We start from the raw sequence: 25,621 nt of genomic DNA, 5'->3' as shown, positions 1-25,621 counted from the left end.
ATGGATGAATTCCTAAAACATTTCCGTACGAAACAGCTTGAAGAAAGCACGGAGAAAGTCATGTCTACTCAATGCCCTTATTGCAGTGTTCAATGTACGATGGATTTAATAGAAGATACAGTGCTGACAAATAAACGTTTTAAATCAAAGCCAAACAAAAATAGCCCCACTTCCGGTGGCCGAATGTGTATTAAAGGAGCCAATGCTCATCAGCATGTGTATAACGATGAACGCATTACACGCCCATTATTGAAAATTGATGGAGAATTCGTCCCAGTGCCATGGGAACTTGCAAGTGAATATATCGCTAAGCAGTTTCAGTCTATTCAGCACTCGTATGGCAATGATGCAGTTGGTGTTTACGGAGGCGGTTCCCTTACCAATGAAGTGACGTATTTATTAGGGAAGTTTGCAAGAGTGGCATTGAAAACGAAACACATCGATTATAATGGCCGGTTCTGTATGAGTGCCGCTGCCGCTGCTTCAAATGCCGCCTTTGGAATTGACCGGGGATTGTCGAACAGTCTGCAGGATATCCCTGATACAAATTGCCTCATCTTGGCCGGTACAAATATTGGCGACTGTCAGCCTACAATTGTCCCTTACTTTCGCCAAGCCAAAAAGAACGGTGCCTATATTATCGTGATTGACCCAAGAGAGACAGCCACAACCAAGCTTGCCGATTTGCATTTAAAACCAAAACCCGGTACAGATGCCTCGTTGGCACAAGGGTTGCTCAAGATTTTGATAGATGAAGGTTTCATAGACAGTGAGTTTATTGCTTCACGAACTAACGGCTATAAAGAATTAGCAGAAGACCTTTCTTCTGTAAACTTACTACGTGTATCTGAAGTCACAGGGGTGTCCGCTGAAGACATCATCACCGCAGCCAGAAAATATGGTGAAGCTCAAAATGGATTTATCCTAACAGCAAGAGGTGTGGAACAGCACGCAAATGGTTCTTACACAGTAGGCCAATTTATTAACATGGCTCTTGCTACTGGAAAAATAGGCAGGTACGGAAGTGGCTTTGGATCCATTACAGGACAAGGAAATGGTCAAGGCGGAAGAGAACACGGACAAAAAGCCGATCAACTTCCCGGTTACCGCTCCATTGAAGATGATGAGGACAGAAAAATCATAGCTGATTTATGGGAAATCAATGAGTCGGATTTGCCTCGTAAAGGTGTCTCAGCTTACGAAATGATAGAAAAAATGGCCGAGGGTGAGATTAAAGGACTGTTTGTCATGGGATCAAACCCGGCCGTATCTAATCCTAATGGTGTTTACACAGAACATGCCCTTAAGCAGCTGGATTACTTAGTGGTAGCTGATATGTTTCTTTCCGAAACAGCTCGTATGGCAGATTTGGTGCTTCCTGTCTCCTCCTATTTAGAAAATGAAGGCACACTAACAAACCTTGAAGGACGGGTCACGTTAAGAAAAGCCGAAAAACCTATGCCAAAGACTATCAAGCATGATTGGGAAATTTTATGTGACCTTGCCGGTTACCTAGGAGCCGGTGAAGCATTCGACTTCTCTTCTGCACAAGCTATTTTTGAAGAATTAAGACTAGCTACAAAAGGTGCGACGGCTGACTATTACGGCATTTCTTACGAACGTTTATCGCACGAAACGATTTGCTGGCCTTGCCCTGACGAACAGCACCCAGGTACGGAGAGATTATTCGATTCTGACTTTGCTCATGCAGATGGAAAAGCGATCTTCACTCCCCTGGACTTAAAAAATGAAGTAGATGACACGATGATAAATGACGAGTATCCCCTCTTACTCACAACAGGCAGACTTATGTCTCATTATTTAACAGGCGTCCAGACTCGTAGAAGTGCTGATTTGTTAAAACGAGAAAAGGAACCGTTATTAGATATACATCCGGACACAGCTGAGTGTTACGGGATTCAGGATAAGGAACTGGTAGAGCTTAAATCCTCCAAAGGAACAGTCATTATTAGGGCCAATTTCACAAAATCAATTAGGAAAGATACACTTTTTGCTCCGTTTCATTGGGGAGATTCCCAGTCCGTTAACCGGGTCACACAGCCACGTCTTGACCCCGTTTGTAAAATGCCGGAGTTTAAACGAACAGAAGTTTCAGTGGTTCCATTAGTAGAAAAAGCTCCAATCCTTCAAGTCCCGGAAGGAAAAACCTAAGAAGCCATGCAGTAAAGAAAATACAAACGGGCGGGAATGGGCTCTTTTAGTAAGCTGTATTGACTTGAACCTTTCTCACCAGAAAAACGGCATAGGTCTTGATCATTTAAATAAGTGCCGGAAGTTTTTTCATAAAGTCTATGTTAAACCTCGTTGATCATTCGGAAGAGAATAATTAAACCCTACAAGGAGTGATTCGCTATGTCACGTAAAGGTAAAGTAATATTTCTAGGCGCTGGTCCAGGAGATCCGGAATTAATGACTATTAAGGGCGCCAATGCTCTGAAACAAGCGGACGTGATTGTTTACGACAGACTGGTAAATAAAGACCTGCTTGACTATGCCAAACCGCTCGTTGAACTGATCTATTGCGGCAAATTGCCTAACCGTCATATCATTCCTCAAGAGCAGATTAACGACATTCTCGTTCACCATGCGCTTAAAGGGAAAACCGTAGTTCGTTTAAAAGGGGGCGACCCTGCTATTTTTGGGAGAGTAGGTGAAGAAGCTTCCTGCTGTGCAGAAAAACATATCTCTTTTGAAATGATTCCTGGTATTACTTCCGGTATGGCTGCGCCTCTATTTGCCGGAATTCCATTGACACACCGTGACTTCAGTTCATCATGTGCGTTTATTACTGGTCATAAACGCACAGACATAGACCGCCCCGATATAGAATGGGAAAAACTTGCAACCTCAGTTGACACGTTGGTTTTTTATATGGGTGTTGGTAACATAAACATGATACAAGAGGAACTTATGAAACATGGACGATCTCCAGAAACACCAGTGGCACTGGTCCGCTGGGGAACGACGAGCAATCAAGAAACACTGACGGGTACTCTCACCACCATCGCCGAAGATGTGGAGCGAGCTGAATTCAAGTCTCCTGCTGTCATTGTCGTAGGAAACGTAGTAAAGTTAAGGGAAAAACTGGCTTGGTTTGAGGAGAAAAAACAAGAAGAGTTCCCCTTAGCACAAGTAAAATAAGAGGATATAAGGTTATCATCATGTCCGGTACAGGCACCATATACGAAGTTAAGGGCAGAGATCCCCCTCCGCCCGTCAGATTATTTTACCGGAATCCATACTTCTGAATACAGATCCTTACTGAATGGATCATCTTGAGTGTACTTCTCAAAGTCCGCTGTGCCTGCGTGCTCGTAGGCACTTGATGGGAACCATTCTGAAAAGATCTGTTCCCAAGCGTTTTGCATAGCATCTGGCATAGGTCCGTGCACTTCAAATACTGCCCATTTTGAAGCAGGAATGGTTATTTCTTCATACTCTTCCGGTGTTGCCCCATTGTATTCGGTTGCGACCCAGTAGTCTATTTTCTCATTTCCTTTGTCGAGGCAAATGCCAAGAACCCCATCGATTTTTCCGTTATTCAATCTAAAAAGTTGATCGGATGTACCATTTTCATTTACCTCTCCCCACAGTTTAGGGATCTCATTGCTGTGAGAGTTATTCACAACGGAGAACTCTTTATGAATCCCCACTGCGGTAAATGACTCCCTCTCCTCAATTCTGTACTTCATCGCCTTTTCCCCTTTCAAGGTGACATGGATTTTCAGCGGGTTGTAACAGGCAAGCCTGGCACCTGGATTTCGTGCTTCCTTTGGGCTGATGCCATGTTGTTTCCGAAACGCTTTAGAAAAGGATTCAGGCGTTTCATATCCGTACTTCATAGCTACCTCAATGACCTTTGCACTACCCTTGGTAAGTTCCTCAGCGGCAAGGGTTAATCTGCGCCTGCGAATATATTCTCCTATCGACATCCCTGTCAGAACCGCAAACCCTTTTTGAAGGTGCGCCGATGAAAAATGGGCAGCTTTGGCTGCTTCATCAACGGATACAGCCGCTGGTAATTGGTCCTCAATATAGTCAATCGTCTTTCTTAACGACTCAACCCACGTCATGTTGTCACCTCCTAAGACCGATTATAATCGACAGATCCCTTGTCTTCCTTTCATATCTGAACTGATTAGGACTGGTTTTAAATTATTAATTTCAACGAACACTCTCCATTTGTTTAACTGTATAACTTCACATTTTCCGTCATTACAGCTATGAATTATAAATAATTATCTAATTTGATAACTTCAACTTGTCTACTTTCAGTTAAAAACTGACTAACCAAGTGAACGTGTGCACATCCAATCAATAACAAAATTCGTTCATCATGTTTGTCGATTAGTTTGAGGATGTTGTTGAATATAATAAGATTTCTCTGGTACCACCACCTGACCCATTCTATCCCTACGTAATCAGTACCTTCACCAATTTGAGCTACGGTTAAATATAACTCGTGTTCTACTTGTATTCTCTCTTTATTGTTAAGATTTTTTAACACTTCTAAAATAGAAAATCCTTTTATTTTTGGCTCTATTTTCGGTATGTAACATTTGGTGATTAAATCATACATTTCTGTTTGATTTGTTTTTGCCCACTCTAGAACTTCGCCTATACTTCTACTACCTATATTATCCATCCAATCAACTGCGTATATCTTCTGATGATCTAGTGCTTCACCTATTCTAAATCCTAATTGGTCAACCTCATTTGATGTTAACTTAAAATTATTATTCCTATACTCATCATACCTTTTATTAAGAGCATCTTCGTTTACCTTTTCTATTTCTACAGCAACCTTTGTTGGTTTGTAATTCACTAATTTCTCAACAACTTCTAATACTTCTTTTTGTTTATTCTTCGCTAACATATCACCTGCATTTGCTTGAATCGTATCTGGTGAACTACCAAAATGGAAGAGTTCCAACGATTAAAACTTTAGGTTTCACTTCTTTCATTTATAATCCCCTCTGTAACTAGCAAAGTACCAATTGGTTTAATTTTTTATTGTAATTGCTAATGTTCCCCATCTTTTTTCTTGATCTGGTGTATATATTTCAAATGTTCCATCTATCATTTCTTGCATTGTCCAACCTTCACAATCAAAATCTAGAAAAGAAATATCCTCATACATCGCTTGAAACGTTTCATATATCTTAAGGTTAGTTACTTGAACTTGGATCGTTTCATCTTGTTGAGGAACTTTTATAAATTCAATGAAATCTCCAACATCTATCTTTCTTCTCTTTTCATCATTTAAGCGAATTTCAACCTTTTTCTTACCTTCTTTAATCGAATCAAAATACTCGCCATATAAGCCCATATGATGGATCAATTGTGTTTCACCTCTATGTATGTTCATCAATTTAAACGTTATCTTATTATGTTAAACTCCACGGTAGCAGCCCCAAATGAGCAAAAATATATTTAATTTGTAGAATAAGGCAATCGCTTACAATAAGTATAAAAAATATAATTTATTCTTTTTTACTTTTCACAAACTGAATAAGCCAATATAAAGCGATCCAAGGTAATATATATCGAGTTGACCACTCAATGGTACTAACCATAATATAAAAAGCATTGTAACCCATTGAATTTAAAATAATATATAACACTACTAATCCTGTTATTCCATATACATAACGCAATATCTCCCCTCCTAATAATCCTAAATTCCCATTAGCCCTACAACAGAGGCTACACCACCTGCACGACTCCGAATTTTATTAGATTTTGGACCTTTCCTTCCCGATCTCCTCTACCCATTCAAGTAGTCTCTTTTTAGGATAATAGACATTGGAGTTAATCACGATGTGGGGAATATCAGGGTGATCCTTCGTCAGTTGCTGTGCGTCTTTTTGGTCAATTCCCAGAATATCATGGACATATTTTTCATGAACAAGTCCCATGTCACCATATCCAGACCACACTTCAACCATGCTTTTGCCGTTCGGATTTTTAAAATTCTTCAATCCGTCACCAATAAAATAGGCGGCAACAGCCAGTCCGGCTGCGAGCCAGAAAAAGTCTAGTTCCATTGTTAATTCCCCTTTTTTTCAATGTATTTTATTTTCCATTTTAACATAAATAACCAGATTTCTCGTTGTGAGTTCGTGAAAATCGAGCGGAGTTTGTCGATTCACTTTTAATGTATACAATTCCTCGTGATCAATTTCATACTGTACTATCGTTATTAATAATCTTCATAAGTCGTTCAGAATTCTCCGTAGAGACACTTTCAGATAATCTTGCTCCAGCAATCACTGGAGCCCATTGAAAAACGTCTGACTTTGAAACCCCGCTTTTTTCACAATAAAGTCGTAAGTACATATCCGCTAATTCAGTTGAGAGGTGGGAATATAAAAGATAGGTTCGATAGACATCAGCACAGATATCTCCTGCACTCGAATCAACCCAATCGATCACTACCACTTCATCCCCTGTCTTAATTAAATTAAATATATGAAAGTCTCCATGACAGAGCCTACTCTCGTAAGAAAGTGATTCCAATTTCTTTACCAAATCAGACTTTTGATTTTTATCGAATTCATTCACAGACTCTATTTGACGTAATAATTTATCATGCATTGGTTCGATTGCTTCCGGATTAGGATTTATGCTATGAATCTTCAATTGCACGTCGACTGACATATTCAAAAAATATTCTGTTTGGTCTTTCTCCTTGGCCATTAAATCTCCTAATGTTTCTCCCTTAAAATATTCCATTATGATTGCTTGTTTTCCGTTTATGTTGGTAACATCTAAAATCTCAGGTACAGGAAGTCCACATGAATAAGCATACTTTTGTTTATTTGCTTCTTTTATAGATTCCGTGTCTGGCAAAAAATCGTTAAATAGTTTAACAATTTTGTTGTCGGAAAGATAAATTTTTGCCGTATTTCCTTTTGCTATTGGTTTACCTAAATTCATGGAGTTCTCTCCCTAGTAAGAAAATATATAATATTAGTAACATCCTCGTTCACTTTAATTAAAGTTACAGCTTCCTTCACTAACGTTCTCAATTGGTTAAGTATTACAGTTTCAATTTCAACCCTTCATGCGTTGCCTTGAAACCTAGTTTTTCGTAAAATCTCAAAGCATCTGGACGCTCTTTATCTGTTGTAAGTTGTATTAAGTGGCAGCCACGTTCTTTGGCACGTTGAATTCCCCATTTGATGAGTTTCGTGCCAACGCCTTTACTGCGAGAAGAGGAAGTTGTTCTTACACCTTCAATGGTAGCTCTCCAACCACCCTGATGTGTTATATATGGAGTAAAGGTGATTTGTTGAACACCGATAATTTCCTCTCCTTGACATGCGACGACCAATTCATTGTTTGGATCAGATTCAATCGCTTGAAAGGCTTTTAAGTAACTATCTGGAAGTGGGTGCTCATACTTCTCCCTCTTCCTTCCCAAAACATCATCCGCAAGCATCTTAACGATTTGATCCAAATCTTGTTCCGTTGCCATTCTAAACTGAATGTCTTGTTCCATATAAACACTCCCCTTTTTTAACGCACTGTTCATTGATCTAACTAACTAGCCTCACTGTGCTTAAATAGATTCACATGATTAATATCTGGTAGTTTACGTAAGACAGAATTACTTAACCATAATAGACTGAAAATCATCATGGATATACCACAGATCAGGACAGGGATTTCTGGTGAGAGTATTTCACCTAAAAAACCTCCTAATAAAGCGCCTACAGGCATTCCAAGAGATGCAGCACTAGTTATCAAAGTGACGACTCTTCCTATATATACTGTCTCCACCTGTTGCTGTATGGTTGAAAAAACAAGGATGTTTAGGATCCCAATTGAAATGGCCCCTGTACAAAACAAAATCATGGAGGCGACTAATGGTAAAATGGCGGTGCCCATCCACATCACACCTGTACCAATAAACATAATAATGACTAGTTTGCCAAAATTAATGTGTTTAAGTTTAGGAGAAATCATTGTACCAATCATTACCCCTAACGACATGGCTGCTAAATAAAAGCCATACACAGCTTCTACACCATTCCCTTTTATTAAGGAGAAGGCAGGTAAATTTGTGGTCATGATAATCAGAGCTATGTTAATAAAGACGATTGAAGCAATCATTTTAGGAATTAATGAATGTCTAACATAGGTAAAACCAGCTTTAAGATCTTCAAAATAATAAGTAGCGGCCGATCCAATCGTTTGAGGTTTATCTCTGGACATTTCCGGTTGTTCGAAATTGAAAAATGAATACGAAATGGTTACCAATACTAAACAGACTGCAGTAATCAGTATAGCCGGAACCGTACCAATGAACGTAATGATAATTCCCGCTCCTGCAATAAAAACAATATCCATGGACTCACGAATCGTTTGTATATATGAATTCGCTTCAACCACATGATCTTTCCCTACGATGATTGGTAATATAGTGGATTCGATTGGATACGTGTATTGTGTTAATAGCGCGGTGATAAACAGCAAGATAATGACATACCAAACATGTAATCCAACCGTGTAGTGTAATAACGGGATGGTAAATAAAATACTCGCTTTTACGAGGTTGCTATAAACCAACCCACTTTTATACTTTGCATAATTAGCTAGTGGAGCTATTAAAAAAGCGAGTGTACTTGCTGAAGTGATCGCAAAAAAAGCAAATCCCGAATAAAGAACACTTCCACTTAAGTTAAAAACAAGCAACATGGCCGCGACTGAGTAAATTCCACTCCCCAACCCATTAGTAAAAACACCTGTTAATAAGATTAAAAAATTTCTTTCTAACACAAATGGTTTTATTTTATTTGTCATTCTCCCTCCTCCTCATTGGATTCTTTAATAAGAAATTCTATAAGATAAGGTGATTGTTCCTCATGATCCTTTTCTTTAAAAGATAAATCACCATATTTAAAGAAAAGGTCCTCGATTTCTTCACTTAACTGGTCCATCAGTTTTTTAGACAAATACACATTTGCAGATAGACCATCAACGTGTCCTGCTGGAGGCACTTTTTCTGGATTCTTAAACAGCATAGCCTTGGCTTTGTAGTATTTCTCTACAATTCCTTTTTCCGTATCAACCCGTTCAACTTCTAGAATATCGTGTTTTAAAAGCTGTTGGATATGATAGTAAACAGTCCCGGGGTTTTTTCCCACTACATCGGCGGCTTGTTTCGGTGTCATCGGTTTTTCGTAAAGCATAGCGATCAACCTTGAACGTAAAGGATTCGATAACACTTTCTGTTGATCCCAATTAACCTCCATCACTTCGCGTCTGTTTTTATTTTTCCGTTCCATACAATCACCTTTCTTCATTTGTATTTGCAAATCGATTTGTAATTATAAATTAGTGTATGATTTAACTATACGATTTGGAAACCCAAATCGCAAGTGTTATTTAAAAAAAGGTGCCTGACCCCAGTGTAGTAGCTCGTTAACGCATTGGGGGTCAGGCACCTAAAACTATTTATTTGACCTTCTTAACAGTAAGAACGGTGATCGTAAGCAAGATGACGAACATTCCTAGAAGTTCAATGAGGGTTAAATGATCTCCGAGAAGGAAAACACCGAATAATGAAGCTGTGACCAGCTCTACCATCGCAACCATCCAAGCAGTGGTCGGAGCGACTTTCCGAATACCAATGACATAAAAAATAAACGAAATGCCAGCTCCCACAATCCCCAATAGAAGAAACCATCCTAGGTCGCCTGAGGTTATCACGTTGGCTGCTTCCTCATTGTCCGCAAGAAATAGAAGGATGAGACAAAATGTAAAAAAGGAGATAGTTAAGGTGGCAGGCGGCTTGCCTATATATGAAGCATTTTTAAAGCCAAATATAAACAAAGCATAGCAAAGCCCGGCACCAAGGCCTGTTGCCGCCCCAAGAAAGTTCACTGAAACCGTTTCAGGGTTGTAAACACCTGTAAGAAGCGAAATTCCAATGAGCACTCCGACAACACACCCCCATTTAAACCAAGACGAACGCTCTATTCGTAATAAAAAGGCGATTAATAGGACGAACACAGGGGCGGTGTACATTAAAGTAGCGGCAACGGCAACGCTAGAGGCTTCAATACTTAGAAAATAAAAAGTGAAATTTCCAGCGACCCCTATTCCTGCCAATATTGACCACATAAATAACTGTTTAGAGACGATCCAGTTTTGTTTAAAGCGCAAGAGAAACCATGTGAGAAAACATATAAACCCAACAGCCCCTCGGTAAAGGGAAATAACAATAGGATCCCAGCCTTTGTTCATTAAAATACCGCCAATTCCTCCACTAATGCCCCAGCATATAGCGGCTAACAAAATTAAGCCTATACCCGCAAATTTCATAAGTACCTCCTGATGATAAGTCATCGTGCAATGTTTTCATCTAGCCATCGACAACCTAATGCCACCACATTAAAGTAAATTCACGGGCTAAATACTTCTCTTTCCTCTCCCCCATAAATATATGAGAGAGGAAAGGAATTATTTGGGATTCCTTTCATTTATTACTATCAAACTTACATTTTTTCAAATGGAACAAAAAAACAGGTTTCATTTTGAAACTGTGTGAAAAAGACATTCCTTAGCTCCTTCACAAGAGTGAACCGAATCGCTACTAAAAAAAGAACCCTCTTTTTATAAGCAAAAAGAGGGTTCCTTTGTAAGCACGTGGTATAAACTTTCCTTAAATCAGTGAATCGCAATAATTATTTTCCTTGCTTTACACTAAGAACGGTGACAGTCATTAAAATAAGGCCCATTCCAAGATATTGAATCATGTCCAGCTGGTCTCCGAGAAGTAGAAGCCCAAATAATGAAGCTGTGACAGGCTCTACCATCGCAACCATCGATGCAGTGGTCGGCGCAGTTTTTCGAATCCCAATCACATAAAAAATAAAGGAGATTCCAGCCCCCACGAGTCCTAATAGCACAAACCATCCTATGTCACTTGAAGTCAGAACACTGACTGTTTCCTCACTATCTGCAAGGAAAATAAGAACTAGACAGAATGCAAAAAAAGCGATGGTTAAGACGGTCTGCGGCTTACCAATGGAAGAGGATTTTTTAAACCCAAATATAAATAGCGCATAACACAGCCCTGCAGAGAGTCCTGCCGCTGCGCCAAAGAAACTCACTGAAAGCTCATCAGTGTTGTAGGCACCTGTAAGCAGGATGATTCCCATGAGTACACCGAAAATGCATCCCCATTTAAACCATGACGAACGTTCTATTTTTAATATAAAAGAGATGAGAAGCACGAACACAGGAGCGGTGTACATCAAAGTAGCCGCAACCGCAACGCTAGAAGCTTCGATACTTAGATAATAAAAAGAGAAATTCCCTGCGACTCCAATCCCCGCCAATAGGGACCACAGGAATAATCGTAGGGAGAAGTTCCAGTTTTCTCTAAAACGCAAGAGAAACCAAGTAAAAAAACATATAAATCCAATAGCCCCTCGGTAAAGGGAAATCACTATAGGATCCCAACCCTTGTCCATTAAAATATCGCCAATTCCTCCACTAATGCCCCAGAATATAGCAGCTAATATAACTAAGCCTACACCCGCATATTTCATAAGTACCTCCAAAAGATAAGTCATCTTGCAATTTTTGATCCAGTCATTGGAAACCTAACGAGACCAAATAACGTAAATTCACGGGCTAAGCAGTTCTCTTTACGCTCTTAATCAAACAGTTGTGACATGGATACTACTTGGCATTCCTTTTATATCTCACACATAAACTTACATTTATTCATAGAAGTTTGAAAGAATGTGTGCCTTTGTGGGCCTTGTATAAGAGCGCCACAAATCTCGTGCGGAGCGCAACATATTATGGGGGGAGCGCCACAAATCTCGCGACTTATTCTAGATTCACAACTATTTCCCTTAGTCCTTCTGGTAAAATGATTAATAAAGCATTTTTTTCCTACTCAGTGAAATGATGAACGGAGTGAACCAATGGAAGATTTAAAGATCTACCCTGTGGACTCATCGAACTGGCGACAAGTCGTTTCTTTAAAAATGGATGAGAGCCAGGAATCATTTATTGAAAGCAATGAAATTTCCCTGCTGGAATCGATCTACGATACGGAAAATCAGTGGACATGCTACGGCTTGTTTTTCAAAGATGAAGCTGTTGGGTTTATGATGATCGGGGCAGAAAACAAAGAAGAACAGTACATTTGGCTGGACCGGTTCATGATTGACCGAGCCTATCAAGGGAAAGGGTTAGGAAGCGCATTTATCCCTGTTGTGAAAAATTTCATTTTCAATCATTATGATGTAAATGAAATCGTCTTAAGTGTCACTAAAGATAATCTGCATGGGAAAGCCTTTTATGAGAAGCACGGATTTAAAAATACTGGCCTCATCGATCCGGAATTTGATGAAGAGATTTTCACTTATGAAAAAAAAGGAGAGGGATACCTGAATAGGTCTAGATAACTTTTTTTCTGTTTCGCCTTTCGTTCCTCCTTTTGAAAATAAAAATTACTCAACACAAAACTAAGTATAAGTAGGTTCATTACAGGGATTTCAAACATTGTTGTTTCCTCATTTCGGACATTAACACCTTATTATAATAGTAATCTATTTAAATAACTTCTTGAAGTTATCTCCAGCAATGATAACCTCTAGAGGTTATTACAAATAGTAAACATCTGTTATTCCCATCGACCTTCTAAGAAGGCTTTAATACTTTCCCTGCTATAGTAATCGGTTTTCTGTATGAAGCTTTCCGCCGTTTGTCTAAGTTGGTTCTTCTGCCACGTGTGAATGATGATTTGCTCGTAATTTTTAATTCCGGAAGCAGAAGGTACGGCAGCCATCCATTCACCTACGTTCACCTGGCTCATGTACCTGGCCCCCAGTCGATCGAACAGCGTTGGCCGGTTGATCTCCTCGCCGTCGTTGAATCGTGATCATCGCTTGAAAAATCGGTCCGAACTCATAAGAAAACTGATTCGGCTTCACTTTTAGTTCGTTGACTAACGATGATTCAAGCAAGAGACACCCAAGCAGCATTTTCTCCGCTTCATGATTGTATCGGTCCCCCACTGGCCTCCGCCTCCCATTTATCAATTTGACTTAGACCGAATTTCTTCCGCTCCGGACGTGGCTTTTCATACAAATCGTAGATGAGCGGCGGATACTTGTTACTCACTGCATACTCATCCAGACGGGCAACCACCTCTTCATACGCCTGCGATTCCAACAGACGATGCCAAGATTTCGCCATGTCTTTGTCCAAGTTCAACCTCTCCGGAAAAAATCGATCAATCTCTTTTAATAATAAGGCTGTTTCTTTTAACGTCATGATTCATCCAACCCCTCTAGAAAGGCATCAAATTCAGACTTTCTATTCGTAGGCTCAGGCTCATTCAAGTACGCTTCAAATTTCGTTCCAAATAAGGTTTCTGGTCGTAAATATTTGTTCATTTCAGGGACGTCCAACCACTGCGTTGTTTTCTGATCAATCACTTTCTTGAAATCTTCTAGACGATGTTTTTCAAGCCACCTCGTTCGGATCATCCTGTTCGTTTCTCGCACCGAATCTTTGAATTTCTTACCCGTCTGTTCGTTCAAATAGTCAATGATTTCTGCATAAGGGATCTTTTCTGCAAGGGTGGTATCGCCCATCTCGTCGTCTGATTTCTCTTGTTTAGGTTTCGTGGCATCTACATTTTTCAAGTGTATATCTTGATCGCCATTTGCTTCTTGACGCTTGTCCTCGACCGTACTTTTTTCTTCAGTAGTTGTTTCAGAGAAAGTTGGGACTTCCACTTTATAGCCTTGTAACTGCAAGCCGAGCTTGTTGAGATCCCTCTGAATATTCACTAAGCTAACTCTGTATTGCTTCGTTTTATCCCACTTAATCTTCGGATTGCTTCGCTCGTTTAACCAACCTGCTTCAACAAGCTTAATTAAGCAACGTCTAATCAACGTTTCGGACCAGAGTGTGAATGTTTCTTTCGACAGATCTGCGGCCTTTTTGTAAAACCATCCCTCAGTCAATTCTAGTCTCGAGTTTTGGTCTCTCATTTTCTCTTCCTCTATGTACGCATCAACGTCTCTAACCCGTTGGGACCAATAAATCATTTGATTCAAGATGAGTGCTAATTTATAGTCTCCCGTCAGCAAAAACAGCTCTTCTCTAATCACCGAACATTTATATTGATTCATTCTGTGCATCCTCCTTTTTTTGTCTCTCTAAGAAATAAGTACACTCCTTCGACGAAAAAGGAGGAGACGTTTTGAAATATTTTTAGAGGTTGGTTGGAATACTTCTCTTGTTTCGTTGACCTTGTGGTGAGAATGGCTAAGCTCAAGATTTTCGTTGGAGGACGTTTCGAGGAAATGGGGATGAACTTATCTGCTATTTTTTTCAAAAGTAATGTTCACGTTTGTTGTTAGAAAATACTTTTACTAGAGTTCTCGCAGTGATCTTAATCTTTTGAGTCTTGTAAAAATTTATTCAAAAAAGAAAGAGAAAAAAAGGCGAGCGCGAATGCGTAAAGGGTCTTTGGTTTATTTTCTGTTAGTAATCTCTGAAGTACTCTCTGGTAATGCTCCAACCGTGCGAACCTTTGAACACGATCGCTCATGCTACGAACGGACCAACAGATGGTGCGAACCGTCCAGGTGTTGCTTCGAATTCAATACTAGAATCCTGGTAGTTTTCCCAAAAAAACATCTTACCTCCAAACAGCTGAAGGTAAGATGGTTTATAAATTTAGAAGATTCTCATTCAATAGAAGCAGCCGGATTAGTTCTTCCTCTCCAAAATCAAATAATCTCTCGTTTTAACTGTCTTTACATCGAACCTTTAACCCTCGCCTCCTTTTTAGCGATCCAAGTTCAGTAACAGTTTGTTCCAAGAAGCATCCCGCAAGTTGGAAATCCTACCCCGCATAGTGGGAAATGATCTGATAGATTGCTAAGCAAAATCCTAGAATACTCGCTTTCATTTTGGAAGGATGATAACTTTTACCTAACAACAAATATGAGAAAACAGCGATAAATCCTATGGGAATCCATAACTCAAAGAGACCTTCTTCCGTATTCCACGAGGCCATCGGAGCTGCGTAAGTACTTATTAGAAAGTAAAAGAAAACTTTATACCCACCAGTCTCTAACTGCTTGCTCCACCTTACTAAAAAGAAGATCATCACTATTAAAGCCATTGTAATATGCAAAGGCGGGAGAAAAATGCCAAAGTTCCCAAATTCAAATTCCATCCTATAAAGTCCTCCCTTTTTCTGAAATTCTTACGGATACTCCCTTAGTTTTATGTTGCGCTCCGCTCCAGATGTGTGGCGCTATCTATTTTTTTTTGCGTTCAGCACGTGCTTATCTTTCAAATCTTATCCGTAAAGTTTAGTACAAGTGATCACAATGACATTAGTCCTCATCATGACCGATAATTTGAAAACCACCTTGAAAAGTTATAATATCGACTTTTTCCCCGTTTTTCTCAAATGTTTTCAACCCGCCCATTTGGTCAATTTCTTTCCAACCTCTAAGGGTGATTTGCTGAAGGTATAACCTATTCATCCCTCTATAACGATATGAAATGCTCTGCTCAGAATGAAATTCTTCTACTTTAGCATAGAGTGGAACTGGAAAGTCATTAACTTCTGAAGTCTTTAATCCGCCGAACCCGACTCCTATAGCTAAAATGACAATCGCCGTCAAAACCAAGATGATTGATTTCTTTTTCACTAAGTGCTCCCCCTCATTTGTTTTTGACGAAGAATTTGCTAATCGTTTCCGGTATGACGGCGACACCTTCATACACTAAAGTCACTGCTTACTAATTATGTAAAGAGATTAAGTTCCTTTTGTAATGAAAGTTGTGATGATCCATCTGATGATTCCAATTCCCAGAATGAGCAAGCCATTACCTAATGCGAGAAACCCTAAAAGTGCTCCGCCGTATCCCGCACCTTCACCAGTCCCACCAGCACTCCAATCATAAAAATATAAAAGGGACGCTCCGCTTAAATAACCAAGAACAGGAGCAAGCAGCATCATCATGATGCCTGCGATCATTAGGTTTAATTTTCCTTTTCCAAATAGAATAAAGATCATGATCTTAAGTGAAATTAGGACTAAGAAGAATAAAATTAAAATTAGACTATCCATAACCACTCTCCTTATAATTAAACGGTATAACGAACATTCCAGCTTTTTGGAAATGCGAATTTGTTAGCATACGCATAACGAATCAACTGGCCATGATGCTGAACCTCATGCTCTAACAAGTCCATTACCAGATTCATGTTTATTTCTGAAGAACTTTCCTGAAGGAACCTCTCTATATCTGACTGAGTTTCTTCCAGCTTGCTCACAATTAATGGTTTGTTATGACTCTCAAGGAGACTACACTTAAAGCCAGCCCACTCTCCGATCTTCAAGGCTTCCAAGTAACTTTCTCTCGCACCGACTATACAATAAGCTTGTTCACCTATCGTATTCGATGGGACGTCTGAAATTTTCAATTTTAGATCCTCTTCGCTGATATGATTAAAAAAATCTTTTGTCAGATTTAATGTCTTTATTAGTCTTTCTTTTAGTACATCCATGTTTCGTTCCTCCCATGTATAAAGCTGATTATAATAAAAAAACAGAACTTTCCTAAAATAGAAAGTTCTGTTTTTTGTTTAATCAATTAAATGTAGCTCTGTAATCAAAGTTTTTCAAAAAGCTCTATCAATCAACAATCGCACCCTCTTGGTGACTAATCTTCTTGTATCTCAACCTCTGGTTTTTCCTTTTTATAACGTTTATAGAAAAATAACGATATGAATAGGCTGGCGATAAAAGGTCCGATCTGAACTGCGCTAGGGAGTAGGATAGAGAGTAATAGAAAAGAAACACATACAAATAACATCACTAACGATAAAATGAGATTTGGACTGGTCAATTTCACACCTCCACTATGAACCCTGTTATTTTTAACGCAGCAACTGCCAGATCACAGTAATTAGAAACCCTTTAGAAACTACATCGAAAGGAACGAAAAGAGGCTATTTTTAAAAGATAATACTTTAGTTCAAGTATACACTAAATTACAGATTATAGGATAATAGCTATTTACGAATACCCCTCTTCTTGTTTGCTATAAATTTCATAAGCAACATATCCAAGTAAAAACCCTATTCCAGGCCCCCAGCCAATGGCAGACACCATGGATATTGGAAAAAATAAGCTGAGGAGGATAGCAACAATACAACCAATCATCATTCCGAATGGGATTGAACTATCTAATATCATTTGAGCGCCTTCTGTTTTTTTCTTACCAAGGGTGCCCTTGTTATATTTATGTTTCATTCTAAAAATCACAAATATGACAATCGCACCTACTATAACAAGGGGATATAGAGCACCAGCAATGTCCAAGAACGTACTCATGTTTGAATCTCCTCCCTCCGTTTCTTTATAGGTTCATTCCGAAAATTAGAGCTTAAACTATTTGACCATAAACGCGCTTAAACCATCTTGTTTATTATGTGTTTTTAGATATTTTAATTGTATCATAACCTTCTAAATTTTCTGATAAACTTTTATTACTCAACACTTTAACTTTAAAAGTAACTCACACAAGCCCCCAACGAGCAATTCATGCTATCCCTTTCTTACCCACCATTTTTACATAACATATGCATTTGTTTATTCGTTTAAAACGGTATCAAAATAAGCCGTATTCAAAAATGACAATAATCTGCATCGTCCCCATCCTTTTTCAACCTGGGAATGATCGTGTCTAATGTCCATCTATTCATCTCCTCACTTCGTTGTATTAAGCTAAAAAATCCATTAACTTTGATTCACATTGATCATTTCCCTATACATAATTTACAAAAAAGTTATACAATTTTCCTGATTATTGTTTATATAGTTGAAATAGGGGGAAGTGCCAGAATATAACTTACTAGGAGGGATTTATTGTGGCAGATCCAAAGCAACAAGCTGAAGACAAACTTGAAAATATGTCTCAAGATAAGAAGCAAGATATTTTAGATAGTTTCGACGAGTTCCAAAACTATTTAAATGATAAGATTCAAAAAGGTGAAAAACTAGGTTTAAGTGAAGACCAACTGGCCAAAGGGGCAGAACGTGTGGCAGAGTACCTTAAAAACCACGAAGAGCCTAAAAATACTGAAGAAAAACTTCTTCAAGAAATGTGGAAAGTCAGCGATGACGATGAGAAGCACAAAATGGCTCATACTCTCGTGAAACTTGCAAAAAAAGAAGGCAATTAAATTAGAGGTCACCGTGTAAATCGTGCCTTAATTTTGAAGAAACCCACACTTTTTCTAAAAGTGCTGGGTTCTTTTTTTACGTATCACCAAACTCTATGATCATTGAGTTCTCATAGACTACCATTTTCAATCAGAATGTAATACAAAAGGGGTGTAGTTGCTCATTTAAACAACAATCAATTCTCTGACTGAAATTTTTCCAAGTGACCATTTCCAGTGCCTTTTCAACAGGAAAATAACCTACTTCTAAACTCTCAGAACTTATTGAGCATGCTCCACCTACAGGCTTACCTAAAAACAACGTATTACATATGGAATCCTCTACATTTTGGAAGATGCCGCAAAACTTAATGATTTCAATATCTATACCTGACTCTTCTTTCGTTTCTCTTATGGCATCATCCGTCAGCGACTCACCCTCTTCAACTTGCCCTCCAGGTAGTTCCCAACCTCTTTCAGGTCCTTTGATGAGCAAAATTTCCTTTTTGTCATTGAGCACAATGGTTGCTGCTGACACGATATGTTTTGGTGGTATCATAAATAGCCCTCTTTCTTTACGATGAACTAGGTTCTTCTCGATCACTTAGAGGTCTGTACGTTTCATCTATTTCATGATTCCTTAACTGCCCTATGTAAAATAAATAATCAGGGCGCTCTTTCGGATAGACCCAGGCATGATAAGTCCCATTAGTGAAAAAGTCATAATAAATGTCGTCTACTACAAATTCTTCATCATATTTCTCTTCAAGATACTCTACGAACTCCTGACTGGCGTTGCTCTTGCCTCCAGGAGGTCCGTGGTAAAACACATATGTAAAAAAGAGTGCCCCACTAATGACAATAGACGAAATGATCCAAAAAGCTTTGAACATGTGAATCCTCCTGAGGGAAAGTATATAACATAAATTTTACCTAGTTAGAAGTGGATTATTTAGAGGATGAAGAGGTTTCAGTTATCTATATATGAATACATTGGTACACGCTTCGGGTAGGATCATTGAATTAATAAAAAATTGCATTAATGTATGTAAATCTCTAATCGCCTACTTATACGTTGGTTTTTATAAATACTTAATTTGGAATTATATGTTAATATTTAAGGTGAAGTATTTTAAATTAGTTAATGGTGCCAGATCTCAAGAGTAACCGCAGGGACGGTTCTTTTGGTTAGCTACTCCTTTGAACCGCAAGAACCGTCCCTGTAGTTACCTTTACCTGGTTTCACTAGCTTTTAGCAAGCATACTCTTAGCTGCCTCGTGCATTTCTTTTAGACCTGATGCTTGAGCGTATTCGGCAACCGTGATGCCGCTTGTTGTTAGAAGTTCTTCAATATGCTCTTCCATCCTTGGCCACGTTGTACCCCCAGCATTGTCATAAGCATCAATCAATTTTTTCAGTCCGTCGCTACCAAATAATAATTGGTAGGACAAGAAATCTACAGATACATCACCAATGCCCACTTCTGTCCAGTCAATGAAGCCCGTCACGTGATTGTTCTTATCAATTAGGGTGTGACCTGGGTGTAGGTCTCCATGTTTTACCCCTACTTGTGTGGGCCAAAGAGAGTCATCTGCCAGCCATGCTTGCCAGCGCTCCCATAAATCCTGGTTCACGTCGTATTGACCTTTCACCCGATCCATTCTTTGTTTCATAACGGCTCTTAACTCACTCGCACCAACAACTTCTACACCGGTATTTTTGAGTGCATCGGGAGGTATGGCGTGTAGATCTGCCAGAGCTTCACCTAAAGATTCGTAATAAGTGGCAGGAACCTTCTCTTTATTAAAACGCCACACATAGTCTTGCTTCTCAACATCGATCGTCGCTGCTGGAGCTCCACTAAGTTGCTTGTAAGCAATGAGGTCTTCGGAAAAGATCGACCATTCAGGAACTTGGAAGTTTACATAGGTCTTCAAAATATCTAACGCTTTCTTCTCTTGTTGGGCATGTCTCATAGACTCTGGCCTCCGTGCCATCCTCAGTATCCATTTATCGCCCCTTTGATCTTCAGCATAGGCGACTTGAAAGTCAACGCCAGACTCATTGATTTTGATCGACTCTTCTAAGACGTCTAGTCCTCGGCTATATGCTAATTGTTTTACTTTATGTGTATTCATGGGTAGATCCTCCTCATGGTCATTTCATTTTTTTCTAGCACAAAAAAACAGACAGGCCTCTGTCTGCGGTTATGAGTAAACAAGGATGGCGCAAGACTCCCGTTGCATGTATGCCTAAAGACGCGCGAAAAAAAGACACATTTCCATCTGCCTGTCTTCAAGTAAAAAAGTATAGACTTCTCCGTTGAAGATAATTAAAAATGTGCAGACGACTCCCCTTTACTCTGCTTAATGAAAACAGAGCCTTTGAACATATTCAGTTACTTGTTGTTCAAAGATTGCTGCCGAAGTCTCCCTGAAAGCATCATTTTTAACAACCCTCCTTGTGATAATATAAGTAAACTATACTTTAATTTTACGTTGATATCAATTAAGAAGTTCATGAACCTTATAGCAGCTGAGTAGCCACAGACCAGAGGTTTCCTGCATAGTCTTTGAAGGTTCCTCTTCTTCCTAAACCTCTTCCCGTGTCCATCTGGTAAAATTCCGGATCAGCTTTGCCAATTCTGGACTTGGCTTTGATTCTATCTCATCCCATGACTGGTATTTTTCCGACTTGGCAAAGCCGTGGTTCACTCCTGGTGCTATCATTATTTTATGAGGAACCTTGACTCTTGATAGTAATTCGCGGGCTAAGGGTTCATTTTTCTCCAAAGGCACCAAATTATCATTCCCAGCAAACGCCAAATAAGTGGGAACCTTTATGTGAGAAATGGTATCTCTCGCATCGTAATCAAGAATGTAACTTAAGTAGCCTAATTTCCAGACTTTGGAGATCGTTTTATAAGAAGTAAGGTAACTTTTATACAAGGGAAGGATCCATTTCGCTAAACGGCGGTAGCCTCTCATAATCAAGTCCGTTTCCATGTTATCTGTCATTTGTTCTATCACACTATAGGCAGGCCCGGCGATGCTGAGGGAAGATTTAATGAGATCCTGATGATGGGATGCAAGCAGTTGAACGATCCACCCTCCCTGACTATGACCTACCACACTGATCTGATTGGCCAAAATGTCAGTGCGTTGCCTCATAGACTTCAACACATCGGCCATGTCATCTGCTCTATCGTAAAAACTCTGTTTTTTCCAATTCCCATCCGAACGACCAGCTCCGCGCTTATCAACTAACAGCATCGCGAATCCTTCTTCAAGACAAATATCTACAAGCGTGCGACAAAAATAGAAATTTTCCTCTTGCCAATCAAGTTCGTATGTTGACCCTCCAGACCCTGTCACGAAAACAATTAACGGATACGACGCAAGTCCCTCCGGCTTAAATAAATGACCACTCAAAGTCATCCCGTCTGACATTTTTAGTTCTACTGCTTCCGCCTGCTCCAGTCCAATCATTGACTTTTCTCCTTACTAGGGGTCTCCTTACCAGGGGGACGGTTCTTCCGTTTGCTCTGAGTTTCTTCATCCCCCATAACCTATATATAAATTTTTAGAATTAGAGTGTTTCATGCATAGGGAAACCGAATAAGGTTGTGAGTGGTTCTCTGATTTAACCAAATCCGAACCACAAGAACTCCTCTGGTCACCTTCTATGCATATTGTTCAACCATCACGATCATTGCGTAAAGAGACAAAATCACCACTACAAGTTCAACTACTGTAATGATCGCTTGCTTAGGTATTTGGGTATGTTTCCATTGGAAGTAAGCATCCACCAAATGATGCGCCGCGACTTGTATCATAAGTCCAAGAAAAATAATATGGTATGGATAGTCATAATAGGTCACAGCCGTTAGCAATCCTATCGTAATAAGAGCAGACCCAATCTTAATGCTCCAATCGATTTTTCTATGTAAATTGTTAACACGATAGTCGATGAAAAAATGTTTGTACTTTTTTGGTAAATCAAGTGATTTTCTTAAAAAGACTCGTGCTAGTGTGATAAGAGCATACATAACTAATAATGCTATGACTAGTTGAATCTCAATCATGGTGAACCTCCAAAATGTGGTTTAGGTAACCAGGGGGACAGTTCCTCCGGTTACCCTGAGTCACAAATATCCCCCTAAACTATGTTTAAATCCGCCTTAGTAAAAACGAAAAAAGTTTATTAGATAGGCAAAAGACTAAACCCAATTCTAACCACAAGAACCGCCCCTATGGTCTGGTCCATTCATAATAAACAAACCTTAACTTGTTGCCATTCATTTCAATTTCTTCATCACTTGTTGATATACGCTCAAATTCGTTTTTCTCCAAGATTTTCTGTGAGGCTATGTTGTTCGTCGTTGTCTTCGCTGAAATTTGATGAATATCTTGCTGTTCTTAACAACAGCTTTAATGCTTTACTTGCTATTCCTTTCCCAGTATATGCCTCTCCCACTCTGTAACCGAGATAACCCAAATACCTAGATTTATCTATATCTACTAAGTTCATCCGTCCAAGAATGAAACCATTTTCATTCTTAATTAAATAATAATATGATTGCCCTTTAGTTTGTTCATCCAGTAAGGCTTCGTTCCGTATTTTAAAGGTTTCAAAATCATAATAATCTTTCCCACGACTTGGGACCATTTTTTCAAAAAAATCTCTGTTTTCAAGTTCAAATTCATACAGCTTCTCAGCATCGGCTCGTTGTAATTTTTCCAATGAGATTTCCATCATCGTTTCCTCTCAAATGATTTGTTAAATTTCCGTTCAATTTGCTATAACATTAAAGGGCTCGCATGCTAAACATCAAGCCTCATTCAGTTCTCTACGCTTTAAAAATCGGTTGCTCATTTTACTTAACAAACGAAGAATGAAATAAATGATGAGGTAATTAACCACAAATCCAACTAAGTTAAAACTTAAGTACCCAAAGCTAGTAGAATAATCCACCCATTGAGTAGGAAACCCATAAGAACGGATACTACCATCGACATAAACACCTATTACAGGTACAAACGCAAATCCTACCGTCATCACATAACTAATGAATGGTAGACTTTTATATAGCTTCATGTCTTTTCCAAATACATAGACACCGGCGATGCCAATTCCTAGTGCAATGAAAATAGTAGGAATTAGAAACCTAAGCTCTAATAGATTGTAAGTTCCATTGCTAAAAATAGCCAGAATGATCAAAACACTAACAACATAGAATACTTTAAGTTTATTATTTTTATTCTAATCCCACCCAACTTTTAAGAATTTATAACCAAGGGGACGGTTCTCCCGGTTATCCTGAGTCACATTAATCCCTCATAACCTATGTTCAAATTTGCTAAGAAAAACTTCCACCATTCTTTAGAAAAAGTTTGCTCCCTTTCATACATAGAACCTTATAAAGGTTATAAAATTTCCAATAAACTTAACCCCCTTCAAGCCACAAGAACCGTCCCTCTGGTCACGTGGTCAACGATCCTTCCGATCCTCTAGAAATAAATAAACGAAGAAATTAACAAAAGACAATCCCACAACAACAAAAAACATATAAAAGGACGCTGGATCTCCCGCTAAGTTATACTCGTCGGCAATATATCCGATCGAAATAAGGGTTAAAGCAGATACGCTTGAGGCCATAAACGATATGAATATAACTGTAAATAAATTTACGAACTTCTTTCTCTGAAAAATGATAATGAACAATAATGCAATCAAAAACACAATAAAGGCTATAAGAATAGGTCTTATAAAAATCAAATCTGGAACTTGATATTCCATTTGCCACCTCTCACTCCTAGGTATAATTGATGTGTTTAGTTGAGCTACGCCACTTTGATCATTTACATTCAAGGTTTCACCATTCACACTAATGACCGATTTTCCTAGTTTAATTTTAACATTAATTACCTTTTACTTGGATAAAAACAGCCAAATTCTTGAAACTCTTATCATTTGTTATATGCTCCAAACAAAAATAAAAGGACTCCTTAAATCGGAATCCTGTTAGCTACTGTGTATATATTCTCATTCATCTTTTGCAACATTCATAGAAAACAACGCCATCATAAATATGATTAAAAACCCTATAGAAGAAACCACTGTGAGTAGTTGAGCGACAATCGAATCACTGGTTAGAAAAACATAGATATTAAAAACAATAAACATTGATATGATCACTATTGGAATGATTAAATTCTTCTTTTTACGGGGATTCATTAACGAGACCTTTTTCATCACTCGCACCTCCTAAACTCTAACAACTATAGTGTAACATAATTGTTTCTTTACACTATAGGAGCTCAGTAGGCTCATAAATTTCATCGCTATTTGCCTCTAAATGTCTTATAAAATAAGCATCTTCCAATCTTGTCTCATTCAATAGTTTCTTCATTCGTTCAAGATTTCGAGCAATGATGGACACGTGATAGTCGTTTTCTACTAACCAAAGGGACACCTTTGAAAGCATCCCAGTTCCACCTACTACCAATGCGTGCTTCATTACATATCACCCTTTCAAGCTATGCAAATTTCTTTCGCTCAGAAAAAATAAGCTAGATTACATCTCCATTTTGACATATAATCCACTTAATAGTTGGAAAAAATTTCAATGAATTCGAGGGGGATACCTATGATGAAACGTAAAAGAGTCCGCTATATTTTTCCAGTCTTCCTATCTATCCTTCTCGTATTCTTGTTCTTCTTCAAAGATGGCATTGTCTTTGATTCTTTAGGCATTCATGTGGAACTACCTTTTGGAAAAACGGTTGAAGTGCCAGATACGTATTCCTTAGAAGACGGAAATCAAAATGGGATTTCCGATCCAATTGATATCGTCCACGCTGCCAGGCAAGAAGCCGAACAGAGAACTACTTATAAAAGCGCCTACTATGCAGGTGGATATCCCCCGGAAGACGAAGGAGTATGTACGGATGTGATCTGGCGAGGACTGATGGGTGCCGGGATCTCTCTTAAAGAGTTGATGGATGAGGATATACAAGCAAACACCGATTTGTATCCAAGAGTGAATGGGAACCCAGACCATAATATAGATTTTCGTCGGGTGCCCAATCAATATGTATATTTTGAGCGTTTTGCAGAGTCGTTAACGAAAGAATTAATCCCAGGAGACATCGAGAACCTTAAAGAGTGGCAACCTGGTGATATCGTTGTTTATTTGGATGGATTCCACCACGTCGGTATTATTTCAGATCAACGTGCGAAAGACGGTACGCCTTATTTAATCCACAACACACGCCCTTTTGCAGCGGAAATCAAATTAACGTCCATCAGTACCCCCATTGCCGGTCACTACCGATGGGACTACGCCTCTCAGTGATAGATAAGAT

The 25,621-nt window shown here is 39.0% G+C and carries 32 protein-coding genes and 2 pseudogenes; 5 read left to right on the top strand and 29 right to left on the bottom strand.

Translation table 11 applies throughout. From position 1 onward, the window contains the following. Together nasC and cobA are read left to right on the top strand one after the other, a co-directional pair. Nucleotides 1-2,172, top strand: coding sequence for an assimilatory nitrate reductase catalytic subunit NasC (gene nasC / locus CR194_RS04485; protein WP_110608423.1), 2,172 nt, complete (start codon nucleotides 1-3; stop codon nucleotides 2,170-2,172). 201 nt (nucleotides 2,173-2,373) lie between these two features. Continuing rightward, on the top strand, nucleotides 2,374-3,162 hold the full coding sequence (cobA, locus tag CR194_RS04480; RefSeq protein ID WP_110608422.1) for a uroporphyrinogen-III C-methyltransferase: 789 nt from the start codon (nucleotides 2,374-2,376) through the stop codon (nucleotides 3,160-3,162). Nucleotides 3,163-3,242: 80 nt separating this feature from the next. Here the strand turns inward: cobA and CR194_RS04475 are convergent, their stop codons facing one another. From CR194_RS04475 to CR194_RS04430, 10 genes are all read right to left on the bottom strand, one after another. Then, nucleotides 3,243-4,094 (bottom strand): AraC family transcriptional regulator, encoded by an 852-nt coding sequence (locus tag CR194_RS04475; protein WP_110608421.1) that lies wholly within the window; start codon nucleotides 4,092-4,094, stop codon nucleotides 3,243-3,245. A gap of 155 nt (nucleotides 4,095-4,249) precedes the next feature. Next, nucleotides 4,250-4,954: a DUF5694 domain-containing protein gene (locus CR194_RS04470; RefSeq protein WP_146035907.1), complete on the bottom strand. Its 705-nt coding sequence runs from the start codon at nucleotides 4,952-4,954 to the stop codon at nucleotides 4,250-4,252. A 69-nt stretch (nucleotides 4,955-5,023) separates the two neighbouring features. Next, nucleotides 5,024-5,362 (bottom strand): ASCH domain-containing protein, encoded by a 339-nt coding sequence (locus CR194_RS04465; RefSeq protein WP_110608419.1) that lies wholly within the window; start codon nucleotides 5,360-5,362, stop codon nucleotides 5,024-5,026. 394 nt (nucleotides 5,363-5,756) lie between these two features. Next, complete coding sequence (locus CR194_RS04460) at nucleotides 5,757-6,068, bottom strand: DNA-binding protein (RefSeq protein WP_110608418.1); 312 nt, start codon at nucleotides 6,066-6,068, stop codon at nucleotides 5,757-5,759. A gap of 136 nt (nucleotides 6,069-6,204) precedes the next feature. Next, on the bottom strand, nucleotides 6,205-6,960 hold the full coding sequence (locus CR194_RS04455) for a phosphotransferase family protein (protein WP_110608417.1): 756 nt from the start codon (nucleotides 6,958-6,960) through the stop codon (nucleotides 6,205-6,207). A gap of 103 nt (nucleotides 6,961-7,063) precedes the next feature. After that, the gene (locus tag CR194_RS04450; protein WP_110608416.1) at nucleotides 7,064-7,525 is read right to left on the bottom strand and encodes a GNAT family N-acetyltransferase; all 462 of its coding nucleotides are present in this window, start codon (nucleotides 7,523-7,525) and stop codon (nucleotides 7,064-7,066) included. Nucleotides 7,526-7,566: 41 nt separating this feature from the next. Next, nucleotides 7,567-8,829 (bottom strand): MFS transporter, encoded by a 1,263-nt coding sequence (locus tag CR194_RS04445; protein ID WP_110608415.1) that lies wholly within the window; start codon nucleotides 8,827-8,829, stop codon nucleotides 7,567-7,569. Continuing rightward, on the bottom strand, nucleotides 8,826-9,314 hold the full coding sequence (locus tag CR194_RS04440; RefSeq protein ID WP_110608414.1) for an ArsR/SmtB family transcription factor: 489 nt from the start codon (nucleotides 9,312-9,314) through the stop codon (nucleotides 8,826-8,828). The genes CR194_RS04445 and CR194_RS04440 overlap by 4 nt, the downstream gene beginning before the upstream one ends. A gap of 169 nt (nucleotides 9,315-9,483) precedes the next feature. After that, a complete protein-coding gene (locus tag CR194_RS04435; RefSeq protein ID WP_110608413.1) occupies nucleotides 9,484-10,353 on the bottom strand; it encodes a DMT family transporter in 870 nt (289 codons plus the stop codon). A gap of 362 nt (nucleotides 10,354-10,715) precedes the next feature. Beyond that, nucleotides 10,716-11,585 carry a DMT family transporter gene (locus CR194_RS04430; protein ID WP_110608412.1) on the bottom strand — a complete coding sequence of 290 codons (870 nt, stop codon included), beginning with the start codon at nucleotides 11,583-11,585 and terminating at the stop codon, nucleotides 10,716-10,718. A gap of 384 nt (nucleotides 11,586-11,969) precedes the next feature. On the opposite strand from CR194_RS04430, the gene CR194_RS04425 reads away from it, so the two are divergent. Beyond that, nucleotides 11,970-12,455 (top strand): GNAT family N-acetyltransferase, encoded by a 486-nt coding sequence (locus tag CR194_RS04425; protein ID WP_110608411.1) that lies wholly within the window; start codon nucleotides 11,970-11,972, stop codon nucleotides 12,453-12,455. Between the two features lie 218 nt (nucleotides 12,456-12,673). Here the strand turns inward: CR194_RS04425 and CR194_RS04420 are convergent, their stop codons facing one another. From CR194_RS04420 to CR194_RS04375, 9 genes are all read right to left on the bottom strand, one after another. Beyond that, a complete protein-coding gene (locus tag CR194_RS04420; RefSeq protein ID WP_110608410.1) occupies nucleotides 12,674-12,865 on the bottom strand; it encodes a hypothetical protein in 192 nt (63 codons plus the stop codon). Then, nucleotides 12,843-13,067 carry a DnaB-like helicase N-terminal domain-containing protein gene (locus tag CR194_RS04415; RefSeq protein WP_110608409.1) on the bottom strand — a complete coding sequence of 75 codons (225 nt, stop codon included), beginning with the start codon at nucleotides 13,065-13,067 and terminating at the stop codon, nucleotides 12,843-12,845. Before CR194_RS04415 ends, CR194_RS04420 begins: the two co-directional genes overlap by 23 nt. Beyond that, complete coding sequence (locus CR194_RS04410; protein ID WP_110608408.1) at nucleotides 13,045-13,326, bottom strand: hypothetical protein; 282 nt, start codon at nucleotides 13,324-13,326, stop codon at nucleotides 13,045-13,047. Before CR194_RS04410 ends, CR194_RS04415 begins: the two co-directional genes overlap by 23 nt. Beyond that, entirely contained in the window at nucleotides 13,323-14,192 is an 870-nt protein-coding gene (locus tag CR194_RS04405; RefSeq protein WP_158282165.1) for a conserved phage C-terminal domain-containing protein, read from the bottom strand. Before CR194_RS04405 ends, CR194_RS04410 begins: the two co-directional genes overlap by 4 nt. A gap of 719 nt (nucleotides 14,193-14,911) precedes the next feature. Beyond that, nucleotides 14,912-15,247, bottom strand: coding sequence for a hypothetical protein (locus CR194_RS04400; RefSeq protein WP_110608406.1), 336 nt, complete (start codon nucleotides 15,245-15,247; stop codon nucleotides 14,912-14,914). Nucleotides 15,248-15,410: 163 nt separating this feature from the next. Beyond that, nucleotides 15,411-15,731 (bottom strand): hypothetical protein, encoded by a 321-nt coding sequence (locus CR194_RS04395; RefSeq protein ID WP_233254222.1) that lies wholly within the window; start codon nucleotides 15,729-15,731, stop codon nucleotides 15,411-15,413. A gap of 108 nt (nucleotides 15,732-15,839) precedes the next feature. Beyond that, nucleotides 15,840-16,154: an inner-membrane translocator gene (locus CR194_RS04390; protein WP_110608405.1), complete on the bottom strand. Its 315-nt coding sequence runs from the start codon at nucleotides 16,152-16,154 to the stop codon at nucleotides 15,840-15,842. Between the two features lie 17 nt (nucleotides 16,155-16,171). Continuing rightward, nucleotides 16,172-16,594 carry a hypothetical protein gene (locus tag CR194_RS04385; protein ID WP_110608404.1) on the bottom strand — a complete coding sequence of 141 codons (423 nt, stop codon included), beginning with the start codon at nucleotides 16,592-16,594 and terminating at the stop codon, nucleotides 16,172-16,174. A gap of 511 nt (nucleotides 16,595-17,105) precedes the next feature. Then, nucleotides 17,106-17,423: a hypothetical protein gene (locus CR194_RS04375; RefSeq protein WP_110608402.1), complete on the bottom strand. Its 318-nt coding sequence runs from the start codon at nucleotides 17,421-17,423 to the stop codon at nucleotides 17,106-17,108. A gap of 578 nt (nucleotides 17,424-18,001) precedes the next feature. Here CR194_RS04375 and CR194_RS04370 point away from each other — a divergent pair. Next, nucleotides 18,002-18,274, top strand: a complete 273-nt coding sequence (locus CR194_RS04370; protein WP_110608973.1) for a DUF3243 domain-containing protein — start codon at nucleotides 18,002-18,004, stop codon at nucleotides 18,272-18,274. Nucleotides 18,275-18,404: 130 nt separating this feature from the next. Here the strand turns inward: CR194_RS04370 and CR194_RS04365 are convergent, their stop codons facing one another. The 10 genes and pseudogenes from CR194_RS04365 to CR194_RS04320 all read right to left on the bottom strand — a co-directional run. Further along, on the bottom strand, nucleotides 18,405-18,812 hold the full coding sequence (locus tag CR194_RS04365; protein ID WP_110608401.1) for an NUDIX hydrolase: 408 nt from the start codon (nucleotides 18,810-18,812) through the stop codon (nucleotides 18,405-18,407). A 16-nt stretch (nucleotides 18,813-18,828) separates the two neighbouring features. Next, nucleotides 18,829-19,146, bottom strand: coding sequence for a YfjL-like protein (locus CR194_RS04360; RefSeq protein WP_110608400.1), 318 nt, complete (start codon nucleotides 19,144-19,146; stop codon nucleotides 18,829-18,831). A 352-nt stretch (nucleotides 19,147-19,498) separates the two neighbouring features. Then, complete coding sequence (locus CR194_RS04355; RefSeq protein ID WP_110608399.1) at nucleotides 19,499-20,392, bottom strand: macrolide 2'-phosphotransferase; 894 nt, start codon at nucleotides 20,390-20,392, stop codon at nucleotides 19,499-19,501. Nucleotides 20,393-20,845: 453 nt separating this feature from the next. Then, nucleotides 20,846-21,742 (bottom strand): alpha/beta hydrolase family protein, encoded by an 897-nt coding sequence (locus tag CR194_RS04350; protein ID WP_110608398.1) that lies wholly within the window; start codon nucleotides 21,740-21,742, stop codon nucleotides 20,846-20,848. A 194-nt stretch (nucleotides 21,743-21,936) separates the two neighbouring features. Continuing rightward, nucleotides 21,937-22,338 carry a DUF4181 domain-containing protein gene (locus CR194_RS04345; RefSeq protein ID WP_110608397.1) on the bottom strand — a complete coding sequence of 134 codons (402 nt, stop codon included), beginning with the start codon at nucleotides 22,336-22,338 and terminating at the stop codon, nucleotides 21,937-21,939. A 166-nt stretch (nucleotides 22,339-22,504) separates the two neighbouring features. Then, nucleotides 22,505-23,009: pseudogene (locus tag CR194_RS04340) on the bottom strand (GNAT family N-acetyltransferase). Nucleotides 23,010-23,084: 75 nt separating this feature from the next. Further along, nucleotides 23,085-23,474 carry a hypothetical protein gene (locus tag CR194_RS04335; protein WP_110608396.1) on the bottom strand — a complete coding sequence of 130 codons (390 nt, stop codon included), beginning with the start codon at nucleotides 23,472-23,474 and terminating at the stop codon, nucleotides 23,085-23,087. Nucleotides 23,475-23,744: 270 nt separating this feature from the next. Beyond that, a complete protein-coding gene (locus CR194_RS04330; protein ID WP_110608395.1) occupies nucleotides 23,745-24,053 on the bottom strand; it encodes a hypothetical protein in 309 nt (102 codons plus the stop codon). 246 nt (nucleotides 24,054-24,299) lie between these two features. Continuing rightward, the gene (locus tag CR194_RS04325) at nucleotides 24,300-24,509 is read right to left on the bottom strand and encodes a hypothetical protein (protein WP_110608394.1); all 210 of its coding nucleotides are present in this window, start codon (nucleotides 24,507-24,509) and stop codon (nucleotides 24,300-24,302) included. A gap of 142 nt (nucleotides 24,510-24,651) precedes the next feature. Then, nucleotides 24,652-24,774 (bottom strand): annotated as a pseudogene (locus CR194_RS04320) (short-chain dehydrogenase); the annotation flags it as partial. A 132-nt stretch (nucleotides 24,775-24,906) separates the two neighbouring features. Here CR194_RS04320 and CR194_RS04315 point away from each other — a divergent pair. Continuing rightward, entirely contained in the window at nucleotides 24,907-25,611 is a 705-nt protein-coding gene (locus tag CR194_RS04315; protein ID WP_110608972.1) for a DUF1287 domain-containing protein, read from the top strand. The last annotated feature ends 10 nt before the right edge of the window (nucleotides 25,612-25,621 follow it).

Origin of the sequence: Salipaludibacillus keqinensis (assembly GCF_003226325.1) — a bacterium.
Taxonomy (GTDB): Bacteria; Bacillota; Bacilli; order Bacillales; family Salisediminibacteriaceae; genus Salipaludibacillus; species Salipaludibacillus keqinensis.
Note: the sequence above shows the minus strand (reverse complement) of the source record. Positions and strands in the feature narration are given on the sequence as shown.